The sequence below is a fragment of the Planctomycetaceae bacterium genome (assembly GCA_041398785.1).
Classification (GTDB): Bacteria; Planctomycetota; Planctomycetia; order Planctomycetales; family Planctomycetaceae; genus JAWKUA01.
The window spans coordinates 190,485-206,551 of the sequence record JAWKUA010000011.1; the positions used below are offsets into that span (position 1 = coordinate 190,485).

General features: G+C 60.1%; 11 protein-coding genes. 3 read left to right on the top strand and 8 right to left on the bottom strand.

The genetic code is table 11. The features are described 5' to 3' along the window. The first annotated feature begins 115 nt into the window (after nucleotides 1-115). Both R3C19_14725 and R3C19_14730 read left to right on the top strand, forming a co-directional pair. Nucleotides 116-1,672 carry an altronate dehydratase family protein gene (locus R3C19_14725; protein MEZ6061598.1) on the top strand — a complete coding sequence of 519 codons (1,557 nt, stop codon included), beginning with the start codon at nucleotides 116-118 and terminating at the stop codon, nucleotides 1,670-1,672. A gap of 477 nt (nucleotides 1,673-2,149) precedes the next feature. Then, entirely contained in the window at nucleotides 2,150-4,018 is a 1,869-nt protein-coding gene (locus tag R3C19_14730) for a hypothetical protein (protein MEZ6061599.1), read from the top strand. Between the two features lie 64 nt (nucleotides 4,019-4,082). Here R3C19_14730 and R3C19_14735 read toward each other — a convergent pair whose 3' ends face one another. From R3C19_14735 to R3C19_14770, 8 genes are all read right to left on the bottom strand, one after another. After that, the gene (locus R3C19_14735) at nucleotides 4,083-4,952 is read right to left on the bottom strand and encodes an MvaI/BcnI family restriction endonuclease (protein MEZ6061600.1); all 870 of its coding nucleotides are present in this window, start codon (nucleotides 4,950-4,952) and stop codon (nucleotides 4,083-4,085) included. Beyond that, a complete protein-coding gene (locus R3C19_14740) occupies nucleotides 4,949-6,601 on the bottom strand; it encodes an ABC transporter permease (protein MEZ6061601.1) in 1,653 nt (550 codons plus the stop codon). The genes R3C19_14735 and R3C19_14740 overlap by 4 nt, the downstream gene beginning before the upstream one ends. Before the next feature lie 212 nt (nucleotides 6,602-6,813). Then, entirely contained in the window at nucleotides 6,814-7,332 is a 519-nt protein-coding gene (locus R3C19_14745; GenBank protein MEZ6061602.1) for a YfcE family phosphodiesterase, read from the bottom strand. Nucleotides 7,333-7,600: 268 nt separating this feature from the next. After that, on the bottom strand, nucleotides 7,601-7,984 hold the full coding sequence (locus R3C19_14750; GenBank protein ID MEZ6061603.1) for a hypothetical protein: 384 nt from the start codon (nucleotides 7,982-7,984) through the stop codon (nucleotides 7,601-7,603). Between the two features lie 132 nt (nucleotides 7,985-8,116). Continuing rightward, nucleotides 8,117-9,049, bottom strand: coding sequence for a hypothetical protein (locus tag R3C19_14755; protein MEZ6061604.1), 933 nt, complete (start codon nucleotides 9,047-9,049; stop codon nucleotides 8,117-8,119). A 133-nt stretch (nucleotides 9,050-9,182) separates the two neighbouring features. Further along, on the bottom strand, nucleotides 9,183-10,010 hold the full coding sequence (locus R3C19_14760) for a hypothetical protein (protein MEZ6061605.1): 828 nt from the start codon (nucleotides 10,008-10,010) through the stop codon (nucleotides 9,183-9,185). A gap of 72 nt (nucleotides 10,011-10,082) precedes the next feature. After that, entirely contained in the window at nucleotides 10,083-12,110 is a 2,028-nt protein-coding gene (locus tag R3C19_14765; GenBank protein ID MEZ6061606.1) for a M56 family metallopeptidase, read from the bottom strand. Nucleotides 12,111-12,206: 96 nt separating this feature from the next. After that, complete coding sequence (locus R3C19_14770; protein MEZ6061607.1) at nucleotides 12,207-13,832, bottom strand: DUF1549 domain-containing protein; 1,626 nt, start codon at nucleotides 13,830-13,832, stop codon at nucleotides 12,207-12,209. A 244-nt stretch (nucleotides 13,833-14,076) separates the two neighbouring features. Between R3C19_14770 and R3C19_14775 the strand changes: the two genes are divergently transcribed. Then, nucleotides 14,077-14,940, top strand: coding sequence for a hypothetical protein (locus tag R3C19_14775; protein ID MEZ6061608.1), 864 nt, complete (start codon nucleotides 14,077-14,079; stop codon nucleotides 14,938-14,940). Nucleotides 14,941-16,067: the final 1,127 nt, after the last annotated feature.

The following is a 16,067-nucleotide window of genomic DNA, read 5'->3' on the forward strand; positions in this document are numbered from 1 at the left end:
ATTCCGCCTTCGCATCGACAGAATCGGTCACGGAATTCGCACCGGGGCTTCCGGCGCGTTGCGAAAAAACGTCAGTCGCCGAAGGCTCCACATCCCGCTCACGAAAGCTGCTGCCTTGCCAACACAGGAAGATTCACACGTTCTTCAATTGCATCCGGACGACAACACCGCTGTCGCACGCACGATTCTGTCTCGAAACATGTCGCTGACGACCGGTGGGAACCTGTTCAGTGTTCAGCAGGATATTCCGCAGGGCCACAAGGTCGCCGTGCAGCACATTTCGGAAGGGGCACCGATCCGGAAATTCGGCCAGACGATCGGGTATGCGTCGTCGGATATCTCGCCGGGAGACTGGGTCCACGTCCACAACGTCAGCGCGACGAAACCGGGTCTGGACTACGAATTCGCCACTCAGATTCGTCACGCCGCCGCTCCCGATCAGGCGCGGTCATTCCAGGGTTTTCGGCGAGCCAACGGAAAGGCGGGAACTCGCAACTACATCGCTCTGATCAGCACCGTCAACTGTTCCGCGACGACGGCTCGCTATGTGGCCCGTGAACTGGCCGCTACGGATCTGACCGCGTTTCCGAATATTGACGGCGTGGTGCCGCTGGTCCACAAGGGCGGCTGCGCGATGGCATTCGACAGCGAAGATCATCGGCAGTTGAACCGAACTCTGGCCGGATTTGCCGAACATCCCAACATCGCCGCATGCCTGGTGCTGGGACTGGGATGCGAAACCGCTCAGGCGACTCACCTGGAACGGGAGCATCATCTGGTTCAGCTTGGACGCGGCGGTTCGGCAGCGGTTGCCGATCGGCCGATGGTGCTGAACATTCAGGAAGTGGGCGGCGTGCGCAAGACGGTTGATCATGCCGTCGGAATTCTGCGCGACCTGCTGCCGGACGCGAACAATGTTCGTCGCGAACCGATTCCGCTGTCGGAACTCATGGTGGCTCTGGAATGCGGCGGCAGTGACGGCAACAGCGGCATAACGGCGAATCCTGCCGTTGGAGTCGCTGCCGACATGCTGGTGGCTCACGGCGGCACCGCTGTGTTGTCCGAAACCACGGAAATCTACGGAGCGGAACACCTGCTGACTCGCCGAGCGGCGACTCGCGAAATCGGCGAGGCACTGCTGGAACGAATTCACTGGTGGGAGGACTACGCTCGCCGTCACGACGCATCCATCGACAGCAATCCGTCCGTCGGCAACAAGAACGGCGGGCTGACCACGATCTTCGAAAAGTCGCTCGGCGCGATTGCGAAGGGCGGGACGTCACCGCTGATGGGAGTCTTCCGGTATGCCGAGCCCATCACGACGAAGGGCTTCGTGATTATGGACAGCCCGGGATTCGACCCGGCTTCCATCACGGGAAAAGTCGCCAGCGGTGCTCAACTCGTTGTGTTTACGACCGGGCGGGGCAGTTGTTTCGGCTGCAAGCCTTCGCCGACGATCAAAGTGGCCACCAACACCCCGATGTTCGACAGAATGCGGGGCGACATGGATATCAACGCGGGCGTCATCCTGGACGGAACCAGTGTCGAAGAAGTCGGCCGGCAGATCTTCGAAAGCATCGTGGCCACCGCCAGTGGCGAACGCACGCTGAGCGAACAGCAGGGAATCGGCGATGAAGAATTCTGCCCGTGGGTTCCCGGACCGATTTTCTGATGTCGGCGGGTTTTCCGGCCCATTGCCACAGTCGCGACCAGTGAGCTTCCGCAGCGAAGTCGAATTGCGCTGTCTGTGCCCGCAGAAAGCGCTTGCCGAACGATCGAATTCCCGGCGACATCGCGTGCCCGCGTATCGACAGCGCCCCGGCTCCGGCACGATCCGGAGCAGCGAAGGTCGAAAAAGCGGCACCACCCGAACAATCCCTACAGTTTCACAAATTACCTGACCGATACTACCCACAGGACCGTCTCAACACGATCGGTCTGCCTTTGCGTATTGGCAGACGGATCGAGCGGTCTACGGCTCAGGGCAGCCGCAGACATTGTTTTCCTCGCGGCAAGCGAGGTCTGAGCAGAGTGTGCGAGTCATGAGCGGTTGAAAAGCCAGTCAAAACTGTGGCTTGTGAAGGGTAGATCAATGCGGATTTGGCACCGTCTTCCAACGAGGATCCGGCCGTTTCGACCGGAAATCCGGGTGTCCGGGCAGGAGGCCAGCGATACGTCAAGCCTCGTGCAGCGGGCACTGGCGAGCGTTCGGCTGTTCCGACGGAAAGCGTTTGAACGCAGTGCCGCGGTGACTGCCGGGTTGCGTCGCGGCCGGCGTCTGGCGACGCTGATGGCGATGGCCTGTGCCTTCACGGCGACAACGGCGTTCGGTCAGGACATGATGGGCTACCAATCCTATGGTGCTCCGGCATTTATGGCCGGTGGACCACAGGCCTACAGCGCCACTCCGACTCAGGGATTGCCGCCCTCGTTTCTGTCTCATCCGTACATTTCTCCGTTCGATCACGCCTTCGAACAGCACTTCAACTCCGATGGCCTGTGGTTCCGCAGGACACGTCCGGGGATTACTCCCGGCGGTCCGAATTCCTACTTCTTCAACATCGATTATGTACGAACGCTGTATCGCACCGATCACAGCGAGTTCGGCGATCCGACGGTCACGCCGTTCGACTACGTGAGCCTGCCCGACGACGCCCCCGGCAACTTCCCGGACACGCTGTTCTACGACGTCCATGATCCGATTCAGGTAGACCGGCTGCCTCGTCTGGGTGTGAACGGAATCCGGATCAGCGGCGGATTTGAAAACGACAACGACTGGGGATTCTCCTGGAACGCAAACTGGAACCCGTCCGGCACGACTACGTTTGACGCCCGGCGAATCAAGGACGAACAACGCTTCAACAGCCTTGACGCGATTGTCCTGTCCGCGTCGCAGGGAGTTGCGAACGGATCGGCGATTCCTCCGCTGGTTCGAAACTTTGAAGAACGCCGGATTGTCGAAGACATCATCCTGGGACGACGGGTATTCGACATCCTGGACGTCGAAACCTTTGGCGGGTTCGCCGGTGGCGACGGCCCGTACGGAACAACGTTTGACTTTCTCAACCGTACGCTGCTGGTGCTGCCATCGATCAATATGCAGAACGGTGTCGGACCGATCACGGACCCCAATACCGCGACGCTGCTGCGTGACCCGGACGGTATTCAACAAATCTTCGACCTGGACTTCGTACTGGCCCGCAGTGTGCAGACCTGGGGCGGCGGCGGACACTTCAGCTTTGGGGCCGGTAAGGAACTCGCCGGGATTCTGATGCGGCCAACGGTCGGCGGTCGCTACATGAGAATCGACGAAGGCTTCTTCTTCCGAGGTGCCAATTCCGGTCTGTTCTATACGCGATCTGTGCTGCAGAACGGTATTGATGACGACGGCGATGCCTTCATCGACGAGGTTGACGAAGGCGGCGGAGCACTCAACTTTGTTCAGAACAACCCGTCCGCTCAGATTCTGATCCGCTCATTCATCAACAGCACGGTTCGGACCGATTTGTACGGTCCGGAAATCGGTGTGGAATACAACCTGGGTGACAAGTTCGGACTGGATCTCACCGGAGCCACTCGCGTTGGTGCTTTCTTCAACCGTGAAAGACTGAACCTGGCGGGTGACAACATCGGTGATACCGTCACCACTGTCATTGATCCGATCACGGGAAACACGATTCTGCAGGACATGTTCGACACGACCACTCTGGACGGTCCGACATTGAACGCGTTCCGGGACAGCACTTCGAAGTCACATCTGTCTCCGATGTTCGAACAGTCGCTGAACGCGGAACTGAGTCTGTTTTCGAACGTTCCCGTTCTGCGAGACATGCAGCAACTGGAGCATGCCAAGCTGCGACTGGGATGGACGTTCACCTGGCTCGGCGAGATTGCTGACCCGAACAAGTCGATTGTCTGGATCTCCAATCCGCGGCAGGGCCTGTTCCCGACGGTCAACCCGAGTCGTACGAGCTTCTATCAGAACACGTTCAACGTGGGTGTCAATTGGGACTACTAGGATCACGACGGAGGGACGGAGGATCGGAGAATGGAGCACGCGGATTCCGGTCCGCTCCCATTCTCTATTCTCCGTTTCCCGGTTTTCTTCCGTCGATCGGCCGGCATCGCTGTTGAAAGGCGAACAGATCCACAAGGCGGTGCTTGCGGACCCGGAAGGCCGTTCCGTGATTGCGGGCTCCGCCGGTGGGCCTGATGTGCATTCGAAGTTCCAGAATCACATCGCCTTCGTCGATCAGTGACAGCAGGCGATCAACCGCCGGACGCGCGCAGTAGGTCACGGCGCGGTAGTGGAATTCTTCGTCGGCACCCTTGCCGCGAGTCGCTGCGGCCACGAATACCGCTTCGGAATGCTTTTCCTGCAGACGCTGCTGCAGAACGTCGAACGTCCAGAAAGCGATGTCGCGATCTTCGCGCTGCAGCACCACACGCGAATGGACTTTGTCGACCGCCAGACGCAAGCCGGCGTCGTTTGGCCGTGAGGTTACTGACTGGTACCACGCCAGGCGTCCGTTGTTGTCGACGTAACCGTAGGCTCGGATCCGTTCGGCGGACGACATTTCGTCAAGCCATTCCGGCTCCTTCAGAAACAGGTTCATCTTCTCGTGATCGTCGAACCTTTGTTCGTCGTCACGATAGGCCTTGATTTCCATTCCCAGCAGATCGCCCGCCGGGGAGTTGTTTTCTTCAATCCGCAGCAGCGACTCCAGCGTGTAACCGACGCCGGTTGATCCCGGCCGCAGCGTCTTCACGTAACCGCGTTCCGTGATCGGATCGAAGCGTCTCAGGAACTCAGCCAGAGCAGGGCTGTCAGGTTCTTCGGCCTTCACGCCGCATCGGGCGGAGACGGACACAAACGCCAGGACCATCAGGACGAACGCAGCCGTGCCTGACCTGCCGGCGCTGTTCCACCCGGCCAACCCGCGCTGCGTCACGACTGTGCTCCGAGCGCCTCAACGCGGCGGGCAATCAGGTGCTCAATCACGACACATGCGGTCAGCGAAGCGGGTATCAGCAGCAGCGGCACCACCTTCTCCAGGAAATCGCCGAACCAGGAGCCTGCACTCGTCACCGCCGCCAGCACACCGATCATTGAAAAGAAGACCATTGGCGTCACGATCCACATCACAGCGATGGCGATCATCATGCCGCCGTAGCGAGTGTAGACGCTCAGCAGCAAGCCCACGTGTGCCGTTGTCAGCACCCACACGAAAAACATGTAGAACCAGGGTTCGCCGAGCATCTCGCCGACGTCGTTCCAGTTTCCAATGTTGTCCAGTGCGACGACAAACAGGCCCAGAAAGAAGGCCGATGTCGCCGCCAGCAGCGCGGGGAACAGACCCAGAATCATGGGCCACAGCACTTCGGAACTCGACTTCGGCAGCATCAACAGCGAATTCAGAGTCTTGCCGTAGACTTCACTGTTAAGCACCATCCCCAGTAGCCGGGCCGTGTTGACGATGATCATGATGAATCCGCCGTAGATCCATGTGATGCCCAGACCTTCGGCGTCAAACTGTTCGTCGACCGCAATGATGATGCCTGTGTAAAGGACCAGCAGCAGCAGCGGGTAACCGACCAGACGCATCAGGAACCACAACCGGCCGCCGGTTTGATATTGCCACGACTTCCATGCCAGTGCCTGTCCCTGGACTCGGCGCGGCGACCGTCGGGCGGACTTCGACCGTTGCGGCGCGGCCGCAGCAGCTCCTTCACCGACGGCGCGGCCGGTGAAGAAATCAAATGTCACCCAGCTCATCAGGAAGAAGAACACGGCAGCACAAAGCTGAAACGTCATCTGATCGTGCCAGATCTCCGTACTTTCGAACGCCGTCAGCATCGAACTCAGGTTGCCGATCATCGTGCGCGCTGCCAGCCATTCCGACAGATTCGCCAGCCTGAGGTGCGACCACGCACAAAGCATCGTTCCCCAGTTGTCCGACCAGGTATGGCTTTGCAGGTAGCTGACAACGTCCGTGTTGTACGTCAGTCCCCCCAGAGCGCGGATCATTTCCGCCAGCAGCCACGCCCACGTGCCGGAGAACTCCAGCAGCATCCACAGAATGACGGTCAGCGAAAACGCGCGGGGTGCGTCGCGAGCGACAACGCTGGCGAAGACGCCCAACTGGCACAGCATGACCGAATACACCAGCACACCCAGAATGGCCGACGTCAGTCCGAACGGCAGCACGCCGCCCAGAGTGATTGCCAGCAGCAGAAACGGAGCGATGACCAGCAGAAACAGGATCGCCACCGCCAGCCGGGGCAGCGACTTGCCGATCAGAATCGAAAACGTCGACGCCCCCGTCATTCGCAGCAGCGGCAGAGTTTCCTCTTCCTTCTCTTCGACGATCGTCATGCTGAAGTAGATGCCTCCGACAAGCGTCAGGAACCAATACACGCACAACAGCACCGTCGACGCAAAAATCCCGCCGCCGCCCGTGCGGATCGACATCGACATTGCTTCCATCGCGAACAGAAAGATCACCAGTGCCGCCAGTGCTGCCCGCATCACATGATGACTGACGAGTCGCGATTCCTGCCTCAGCGACCGAACAAGAAAAGCAGCGGTTCGAATCTGCATGATCAGGAGTTCCGAAACAAACGGTGCGGAAAACCGAAACGGCGTCTGAATCGCAGGCCCGGTCAGTAAAGGCGGCTTCAGCGGAGACCATACACGGTCCGCGCCGCCGCGCGCGGTCGCAGTGAGGTGTCACAGTTATATCGTGCTCGACGGAAAAGCGGGAGACGGTCGGTCACTTGTCTGGTCGTCGGGATGATGCGACTGAAGCCCCGTCAGCCTTCCAGAAAGACGGGAGGCGGCATCTGTGGCAGCCGCAGAATCTCAGCCCGTTTCTCGACTGTGTCCAGCACGGCGACAGACGGTTCCCGAAACATCCAGCCGCCGACTTCGCCCGGGTTGATAAATATTCGGCCCGATCGGTCCGTGGCGATGCTGGACCGATGCGTGTGAGCGAAGACGATCACATCGGCCTCGTCGATGCAGTCCCGAACATCCTGTAGCTGGTGAGCCATCAGGATCCGGACACCATCCGGCGTTCTGTAGCACAGCGGCGGATAACCAAGCGTGCCGACGATCGTCATGCCGCCGGCGATGCCCGTCTGATTTCCGTCGTTGTCACCAAAGCAGGCGATGACCCTGCCGGTCAGTTTTCTCAGCGACGGCACGACCAGCGGCGATACAAAATCTCCGGCGATCAGGACCACCTCACACGGTACGGCGTTCAGCAGCCGGATGGCGTGTCTCAGGTTGTCAACGTTGTCGTGGATATCCGCAAGAATGCCGATCTTCATAGTGGTCACTGATGTCTGGATGGAATCGTGCCGGGTTTAGGCGATCGGCAGATAAGAATTTATCAGTGCAGAGCGGCCATTGTTTCACCCTCCCGTTGAAATGGGAGGGTCGCCGATCGAATGCCGTTCAGGCGTTCGATCGCGGGGAGGGCTGAGCACAGGGAACTCGCGTTGCCCGGCCGACCCTCCCCTCGTATGATCGGCTAAACGCCGATCCTCCTCGACCCTCCCGCTGTGCGGGAGGGTATATTCTCGTCTGCCGCACGCCTTAGTTTGCGGCGAACTGTGCAAAGTGCAGCAGCACTCCCGCCGGATCCCAGACATGGAAGACTCTCGCGTAGCCTTCGTCCTTGGGTTTCCCGCTTATTCGGGCTTCACCGGCAAATGTATTCTCTGCGAACTGTCGTTCCACGAATTCGTGCCAGGCATCGACGTTCTCCACCGCGATGTGCAGCATCAGATTTTCGCACCAGACTTTGTTGTAGTATCTCTGCAGGTAGAAACGATGGTTGCCGAGTTCCAGCACGCGCAGGTCGGCGGAATCGAATGTGACTTTCCAGCCCAGAGCGACATAGAAATCCCGGGAACTGTCGAAGTCCCTACACCCGATAAACGGCCGGACGTCATTGACCTTCAGATTCGAAGCCGTCATGAGAAACCGGAATCTGTATGAGTGGAACGTGTGTGGACGAAGTGCAAAGAAAGCCGCCGGATTCCTGCGTGCGATCTGCCGACAGGCGGCGGACGGTAACCGATGGCCGTCCGTCGGCACAAATGACTTTCGTCAGCGCGGCGGCAGAAGCAGCGTTGACTGAGCCAGAAACCCGTCCTGCCCGCTGTCGGGCTGTGGTTTGCGAGGCACCCCGGTGCGACCGCCCAGCTCTTCCGTCAGCCAGTCGCGCTGCAGTTCCGAGCCGCGTCCGTCGCCGTTGTCGTCCAGATTGGCGTGTTCCGTGGACAGCAGTTCCTGATCAAGATACTGCCGGGCAACAGCGGTCGTCACGTTGATGTACAAGTCGAACAGCGTGTTTCTGCCGTCGGCGTCGATGTCGAATGCCTCCGTCGGCGATTTCGCCAGAAACTCCGCCAGCACCGAAGGAAACAGAGTTCCATTGACTTCCAGATCGGCTTCCGTCGCTGTGAAAATCACGCGGCTCGGTTTCGACAGGGGCTTGATATAGTAGCCGCTGGCGGGCAGCGTGATGAAGAAGACCTGTTCGCGGCACAGCAAATCGTCGAACAGCTTTGAGAACTGAGTCTGCTGAATGTCGGGCCCCGGCAGGTTGAAAAACGATCGTCCGCGATCGAAGTGCGAATGCCCCAGCACGAACACCCATGCTGTGTCTTCGGCCATCGCCGACCGGACGAATTCGCCGGCTGCTGATTCGATGTTTTCCTGAGTGGACTCGGTCGCTTTCAGTTCCTGCAACACTGCGGAGTCGCCGATCTCCATCCCCGCCAGCACTCGGATGTCCGACGCGGCGAATCCGTAGTGCTGCGTGAGTCCGCGATGAATTGATTCGATCGCTGTTGTGAATTCCCCGGCGTGTTGTTCATCGCCCGGATGTCCGCAGATGATCATCGCTCGGCGCGTACCGGAGAGATCGCTGCCGGGACGTTCCGCTTCGGAAGCCACATCGTCGGCAGCCGTATGTGGCAGAACAGCCAGCAGCGACGAAATGAAAAGAACGCTGACACTGGAGCAAACCGACTTCATTTCACAATCCGGACATTGTTACGGGCGGCACACTGTTACAGGCAGCAAACTGCTTCGCCGTCCACCGCGATGCGTCATTCGACGCGACGTAGTCCAGTCCGCGAGCATCCGCGAACAGGAACGGTGGAGTTGCTTATTGCGACAGCCCGGCCAGAGACTGCCGAAACGAAATATGGTCGTCAGCCGGATTGTTGTTTCTGGGGTGTTTTTCCGCGTTCCAGACGACTTTCTGCCGGAAGCGGCCTTCCAGAGCTCCGGACGTCTGCCTCACGAAGGCGTATTGCCATTTCATGGATGTCCCGTCCGTTACGGCTTCCAGCAGCAGTATCGTCTCCGGATCCGTCCCCTGTGCGAAGGCGAACACGGCTCCATCGACCACCGCTGCGCCTTCGGGAGTTTCGTATTCGTAAAGCGGGCGAGGCATCAGCCGAAGTTCTTCGCGGTCCGTGTCGTCGGCTCTCCAGCCCAGCATCGTCGCGCTGAATTCATCCTTCAGCTGATTGATCTGACGGCGGCGCCGCAGCTTTGTCGCGGCGGGAGCGTCGACATCCGGAAGGTCGCTGAATTCGATCGAGTCATTCTGCGGCATCCAGACGATTGAACCGTCAAGGAAACCCCGGATCGGACGCCGAGCCAGCGAATCGAATTCGTGAGTCAGATGATCCTGCCACGGATAAATCCCGCAGGCGGCTTCCGGCCGGCCCTGGTGAATCCACAGCACGGTTGCACCGGTTTCTGAGCCGCGAGCGTTGTTCGTCCAGCGCAGCACGACTTTCGGTTCCATCGTGACGGTTGCGTTGCTGGCCGGATGAATGGTGATCCACCGCAGCGTCTCGTCAATCATTTTGCGAACGTTGAGTTCGCCGGCGGCCTTTTCGTCGTCTGCCCGGGAGTTCGCAGCCGTCAGGAAGGCCGCCACTGTGAAGGCCAGCACCACAAATCCCTGCATTGTTCGAAACATCTTGCGACTCCCGGACTTCCTGCGTTAAGACCTCTGACAAAACCTCCGATCTCGCCGGTCTTGTCAGGGGTTCTAAAATGTTTCGGCCAGTATCTCGGCGACGACAGCGTCGGCCGAAAACGCGATCGATGATACGTCGTCCTTCGCCGCCGGCAGCACGGCTGTCGGGTCGGAAAGGTCGGCTTCCACGACTGTTGCTCGGCCATTCCATTCCAGCACCAGCAGCCGATTCGAACGCTGCGAAAAAACGACGGCTCCCAAAGGACGACGGCTGATCGCCTGACGCTGTACCGACAGGTCGGAGGCATCCAGCAGCGTCAGTGTCGCCTGATCTGACTGACTCCAGTGTCCGGTCGTGAAGGCGATCGTGCGGTCGTCTGTTGAAAACCGGACGCAGTTGATGTGCAGAGCCGTCCGGTCCGTTGTCCGTTGTACGCTGGCGTCTTCCGCGGACAGCAGCCAGAGGTGACCGTCATCAGACGCCGCAAGAATAGTGGACCCGTCGTGGGACCAGTCCAGACTGCTGATCGTGGCGGACTCGTCGGTCAATCGCCGTTCCACCAGCAGTTCCGAAGTGGCCGAATCCAGAATTCGCATTACCCCGTCGCGCCCGCCGACGGCCACCTGCCGACCGTCAGAACTGAACGCTGCACAGCGAACCCAGTCGGCCGGAATGTCGTGAGGCTGACCGGTGGTGCGGGTTGTCAGAATGACCGATCGATCTTCCCGGACCAGCAGCGTTGTCTGTCCATCGCGAGAAACGGCGGAAACCCACGTCGGCGCCGTCAGGGGGCTGTTGTCGGCGGAGTTTGCAGCCTGGATTTTGCTGCCGGGAACCGCCGGCGTGAAATCGGCGGGATCGCGGACGTTCCGTTCGTCGACGTCAGGCTGACTTCCGCCTGGATTTGCGTCGAACAGGTCCGTGCCGAAGTCGGCGGGGACGGAGGTCACCAGCGATCTCACGTCCGCGGCGGCCTGAGTTCGGAAGATCAGCGGCTGACAGGACAGCGCCACGGAACTCAGGATGATCAGCAGCAGAATGCCCGGCGCGCCGGCGGTCTTCGGAGCCACACCTTTCATGATCAGCGTCAGTCGGCGTCGCAGCAGAGCGGCCGGCCCGAGTCCGCAGGCCAGCGGCGGCAACAGCACCGGACGTTCATTCAGGAAATCAATCGTGTCCAGCAGCGCTTCGGCGTATTGCCTGGGCACGGATGGGAACATGGACATCACCCACGCGTCGCAGCATTCTTCTTCGGCCGATTCAATCTGCCGACGAGCAAACCAGACAACAGGATGCCACCAGAAAATCACAGTCACGATGGCTTCCAGCAGTCGCACCCAGCAGTCGCCGCGACGGAAGTGGGCAAGTTCGTGAGCAATCAGTGTGGCTCGTGACTGCGGTGCCAGCCGGCGAAGCAGTTCATGAGGCAGAACCATGGTGACTCGCGAGCCAAGGCCGTACAGCATGGGCGACATCGTTCCGGTCAGAACGCGAACCTGCGGCGGGCGACGAATTCCCATTCGCCACGCCAGGTCGAAACTTTCCCCAATGACATCCGTGTTGACTTCGGCGTGCTGACTCAGATGCCGCCGAAACCGCACGTAGTTGCGAATCATTCCCAGCAACAGAATTGCGGAAACGCCCCACCAGATCACGACCGCAAAGCGAATCACTCCGGCTGTTGAAAACGGCATCTGAGAAGCCGAATTCACGTGACTGTCGACAGCGACGAATGCCGGCTGATCTTCACAGACAATCAAGGCGCCGGTGCTGGTGTTCCGCGGTGACGAACGGTCTGCGATCCCGGGAAGCTCCGTTGTCGCGCACGCCTCCTGCGGTCGGTCTGCGTCCGCGTTGCCGGATGAAATCTGTGTCTCTGCGGGTTCGACCGCCGTGGAATCCCACAGCACTGATCGATCCACGGAGAAGCCCACGGGAAGGTTCGAAAGGGACGGAGTGATCAGTTTGATCAGGACCAGCACCCAAAACGCGTGAACCACGGCCGGCCGGCGGATCAAATGAGAAATCAGCCAGACACCGATCGCCAGCATTGCGGCGGCGACCGCGTTCGTCAGCAGAAATTCGAGTATCAGATGCATGAAAGGATGCTCCGCAGCGTGGCTGCTGTTGCGGATGTTTTTTGACCCGCGTTTTCGTTCCGCCGATCGCTCGCGTCCGGTGGATGCGGCTCGAACCTACCGATTCAAAACGAACTCCGGACTGTTTAACAAAGCCCAGAAAATGTCCGCCAGCACCTGTTTTTTTTCCGCCGGATCTGCCGCTCCCTGCAAATGCTTCAGCAGCACGCCGCGTTCACGATCGGTGGGTTTTCTGGTTAACGCCGCGAAAAACAGCGTTTCCAGCTTTTGTTCTTCCGCAAGAAATGGAGCGTCGGCGACGGCTCTCAGAGTCCGGCTGCGATCCAGGTTCGTTGCGTCCGACGTCACGGCTCCGTTCATCATCATCAGAGCCTGCGGGATTCCGGAACTGAACTCTTCCGGCGAATCGCTGAACGCCTCATTCAGCCGCTGCACCATGGAGGCGCGCTGTCCGTTGTAGCGAGCCGCGTTGTCATCGATCCCCACGGGAAGCATCAGCGCCTGTTCCAGACAATCAAAGACTTGTTCGGGCGACAGCGTTTTCAGCGGGCGCACTTCGGCGACGGCAGCGTCACCGGATGCCGGAGCCGTTGTGGTTCGCTGGTAGACGCGGCTTTTGCAGATCCCGGCAATCAGGTATCGCAGGTCGTAACCCAGGCTGACGAACCGTTCGCCGAATTCATCCAGCACAATCGCTCGTTCTTCGGCCGCAACTTCGTCCAGATCGTCAACCTGTCCCGCCAGAGTTCGACCACACAGATGCTGCCAGACTCGATTGACGGCGGTGGCCGCGAAGTTGGGATTTTCCGGCGACGTCAGCCATTCCGCCAGAACCTCGCGCGCGTCACGACCGCCGGGAATGCGGGCCTCGTCTTCCGACCACAGGAACCGGCCAAGGTATTCCTGATCGCTGCCTTCCGGGCGAATCCGGGCACGACCGGTATCTGCCACGCTGCCATTCTGAACGCCCGAAAAAAAGGCCGCCATCCCCCAGAAATCTGCCTGCTTCCAGTCGGCGAACGGGTGGTCGTGGCATTTCGCGCAACCGAGCCGGACTCCCAGAAAGACTCTCGTGACCGAATCCGCGGCAGCCTCCGGAGAACCGCCGGCCGCCTGATAGAACATCAACGCCGACGCAGAATTGCCCGCGCCGTCTGCGGTGGCGTCCTGCGAACTGACCGTCAGCAGCGTCCGCGCGAAAACGTCGTAGGGCACGTTTTCCGCGAATTGTTCGGTCAGCCACGGTTCCAGACCCGCGCCCATTGGTTCGTTAACGCTGCCGGTGGGCACCATCACGCGTCGCCACACGCGGCCAAAATTCTGAGCCATGCGCCGGTCGGTCAGCAGTTCGTCAACCAGCCGCCCGCGCTTGAATTCGTCACCGCTGTCCAGAAACTCGCGAGCCTGTCCGACGGACGGTATCGTCCCCAGCAGGTCCAGATACAGCCGGCGCAGAAAGACAGCGTCGTCCACGATTGCGGGAGCCGCCAGGTGCTCGGCATCCCATTGCTTCTGAAAGCTGAAGTCGATCCATTCCGCAAGCTCCATTGCCTGCGTCGGTTCGCTTTGGCTGCCTGCGTCTGACACGTCGGGTTCGGCGGCATCGGACGCCACGGCTGCAGTTGGCTTCACCTCAGCCGTCTTCTGCTCGGCATTCACCGACGGCCAGCACGTCGGATTCGTCGCGATCAATGTGAAAATGACAGCAGCGGAGTGTCTCATTTCGTCCTCACCTGCATCAGCGCCGGAGACTGCCTGCGGAAGGGACATATTCAGACAAAGCGTCTTGAATGTCAAGCAGCTTTCGTCCAGAATGCCGAGACGAACGGAATCGCACGGTTCCGCAGATTCCAAAGGACCACCGGTGCTGATCTTTCAGTGCAGATTCCGACAAACCGCGCGAAGCACGTTCGGTGGGATTGCCGAGCCGTACGCATCGAATTTTGCTGATCGAAAAGGGGCATTGATGTTGCGTTTGATGAAGATCCTGCTGCCGGGCCTGGTGCTTGTTTTCGCCGTCTCACATGGTTGCCCTGAAGACGCCGTTGCGCAGGACGACACCGAGCAGACACGCCAGGAAAAGATCATTGATCACTGGCTGAAGGTGTCTCGCGATCAGGCGGAGGCGACTCAGGTGTCGTGCGGCGACGAACCGGTGACGCTGTTCGACAAGCCCGTGTTTCGTCATACACAGTCCGTTCGCGGCGACGATATCGGGTCCATGCATTTGTGGACGCTCAAAGACGGACGTCCCGCCGTCATTGGCGTTTTCTTCGCCTGGTCGCAGAACGACAGTCGCTGGGTGATGTGTGAGTTCCATTCCCTTCAGGACGGTCCGGTGAAATTGCTGGTTCCGGGGACGTCCGCGTCGTGGAGTTGTGCCGACCCCGGACTGACCTGGCGACCCTTCGATGACGACGTGCCGGCTCCCGCTGACACCGCCACCCGGCGTCGGCTGCAGTCACGGCAGCTCAGTCGCCGCTTTGCCGCTCATACCATCGAAGGAGAAAAGAACCGATGGGAACTTCGACTGGTCCCCGCGCCGATCTACACCTATTCGACGAACGGCGCGGATGAACTTGACGGCGCTGTCTATGCGTTCTGCCAGGGAACCGACACGGAAGTGCTGCTGTTGATCGAAGCATTCCGGCAACTTGACCAGTGGCACTGGCGATACAGTCTCGCGCACTTCACGGACTACGAAGCAAACGTGACGATAGACGATGAACCCGTCTGGAAATCACCCGACGGAGCACTGGGCCGCAGCGGCAAACCACACTATTGGAACTTTGTCGTCCTGCAGCCGAAGCCTGACTTCGAAAAGCAATAGCACATGCCCGGGAGGGCGAGGCTCCCGCCGAGCCGCGTGTGCCGGAGGACGTCCGTTGCAACAGCGGCTCGGCAGGAGCCTCGCCCTCCCGAGGATGCCATCTGTGTGAATCAGTGAAGTCTGCGGACGGCCATTTCGGACCGCAAAGGCGATGGCGGCACGACGTCTCAAAACGCTTTCCGACGGCTGCGCCGCACAACTGCTTCGAAGATGTGGTACCCGTCGCGGCGAATGTCTTGGGAGGGCGAGGCTGGCGGCGACGTCCTCATACCGGGCCATCTGTGTGCTTTCCGACGGCTGCGCCGCACAACGTCGCGGCGATCGCATGTCGAAGATGTGGATGACGTCCGTTGCGGCAGCGGCTCGGCGAGCTTCGTCCTCCCGAGGATGCCATCTGTGTGAATCTGTGAAATCTGTGGCTGGCCATTTCGGACCGCAACGCCGGATCGAGTCAGCAAGTCCCATAACGCTTTCCGACGGCTGCGCCGCACAGCTACTTCGAAGATGTGATACCCGCGGAGGGCGCATGTTTGGGAGGGCGAGGCTCCCGCCGAGCCGCGTGCGCCAGAGGACGTCCGTTGCGGCAGCGGCTCGGCAGGAGCCTCGCCCTCCCGATGGTGCCACCTGTGTGAATCTGTGAAATCTGTGGCCGGCCATTTCGGACCGCAATGTTCGATGGCGGCAGAATGTCCCATAACGCTTTCTGACGGCTGCGCGCACAGCTACTTCGAAGATGTGATACCCGCGCGATCGCATGTTTGGGAGGGCGAGGCTCCCGCCGAGCCGCGTGTGCCGGAGGACGTCCGTTGCGGTAGCGGCTCGGCAGGAGCCTCGCCCTCCCGATGGTGCCACCTGTGTGAATCTGTGACATCTGTGGCCGGCCATTTCGGACCGCAATGTTCGATGGCGGCAGGACGTCTCATACCGCTTTCCGACGGCTGCGCCGCACAACTTCTTCGAAGATGTGGTACCCGTCGCGATCGCTCCCCTGGTCGGATTGGCTGGACGGCGACGGGCTCGCGGGGAAGGTTGTTGCAGCATTCTGCGGCGCTTTGGGCAGGAGCTGTAGCGTTTTGCAGCGCCTGCAGATTTGTCCTGTTCGGCACAGTTTGGTGTCGCGGCACTGC

Bases quoted from the DNA above. Each gene is read 5' to 3' on its own strand.
- R3C19_14765 (MEZ6061606.1), bottom strand. From the start codon at position 12,110: ATGCATCTGATACTCGAATTTCTGCTGACGAACGCGGTCGCCGCCGCA.
- R3C19_14770 (MEZ6061607.1), bottom strand. From the start codon at position 13,832: ATGAGACACTCCGCTGCTGTCATTTTCACATTGATCGCGACGAATCCG.
- R3C19_14750 (MEZ6061603.1), bottom strand. From the start codon at position 7,984: ATGACGGCTTCGAATCTGAAGGTCAATGACGTCCGGCCGTTTATCGGG.
- R3C19_14740 (MEZ6061601.1), bottom strand. From the start codon at position 6,601: ATGCAGATTCGAACCGCTGCTTTTCTTGTTCGGTCGCTGAGGCAGGAA.
- R3C19_14760 (MEZ6061605.1), bottom strand. From the start codon at position 10,010: ATGTTTCGAACAATGCAGGGATTTGTGGTGCTGGCCTTCACAGTGGCG.
- R3C19_14775 (MEZ6061608.1), top strand. From the start codon at position 14,077: ATGTTGCGTTTGATGAAGATCCTGCTGCCGGGCCTGGTGCTTGTTTTC.
- R3C19_14755 (MEZ6061604.1), bottom strand. From the start codon at position 9,049: ATGAAGTCGGTTTGCTCCAGTGTCAGCGTTCTTTTCATTTCGTCGCTG.
- R3C19_14745 (MEZ6061602.1), bottom strand. From the start codon at position 7,332: ATGAAGATCGGCATTCTTGCGGATATCCACGACAACGTTGACAACCTG.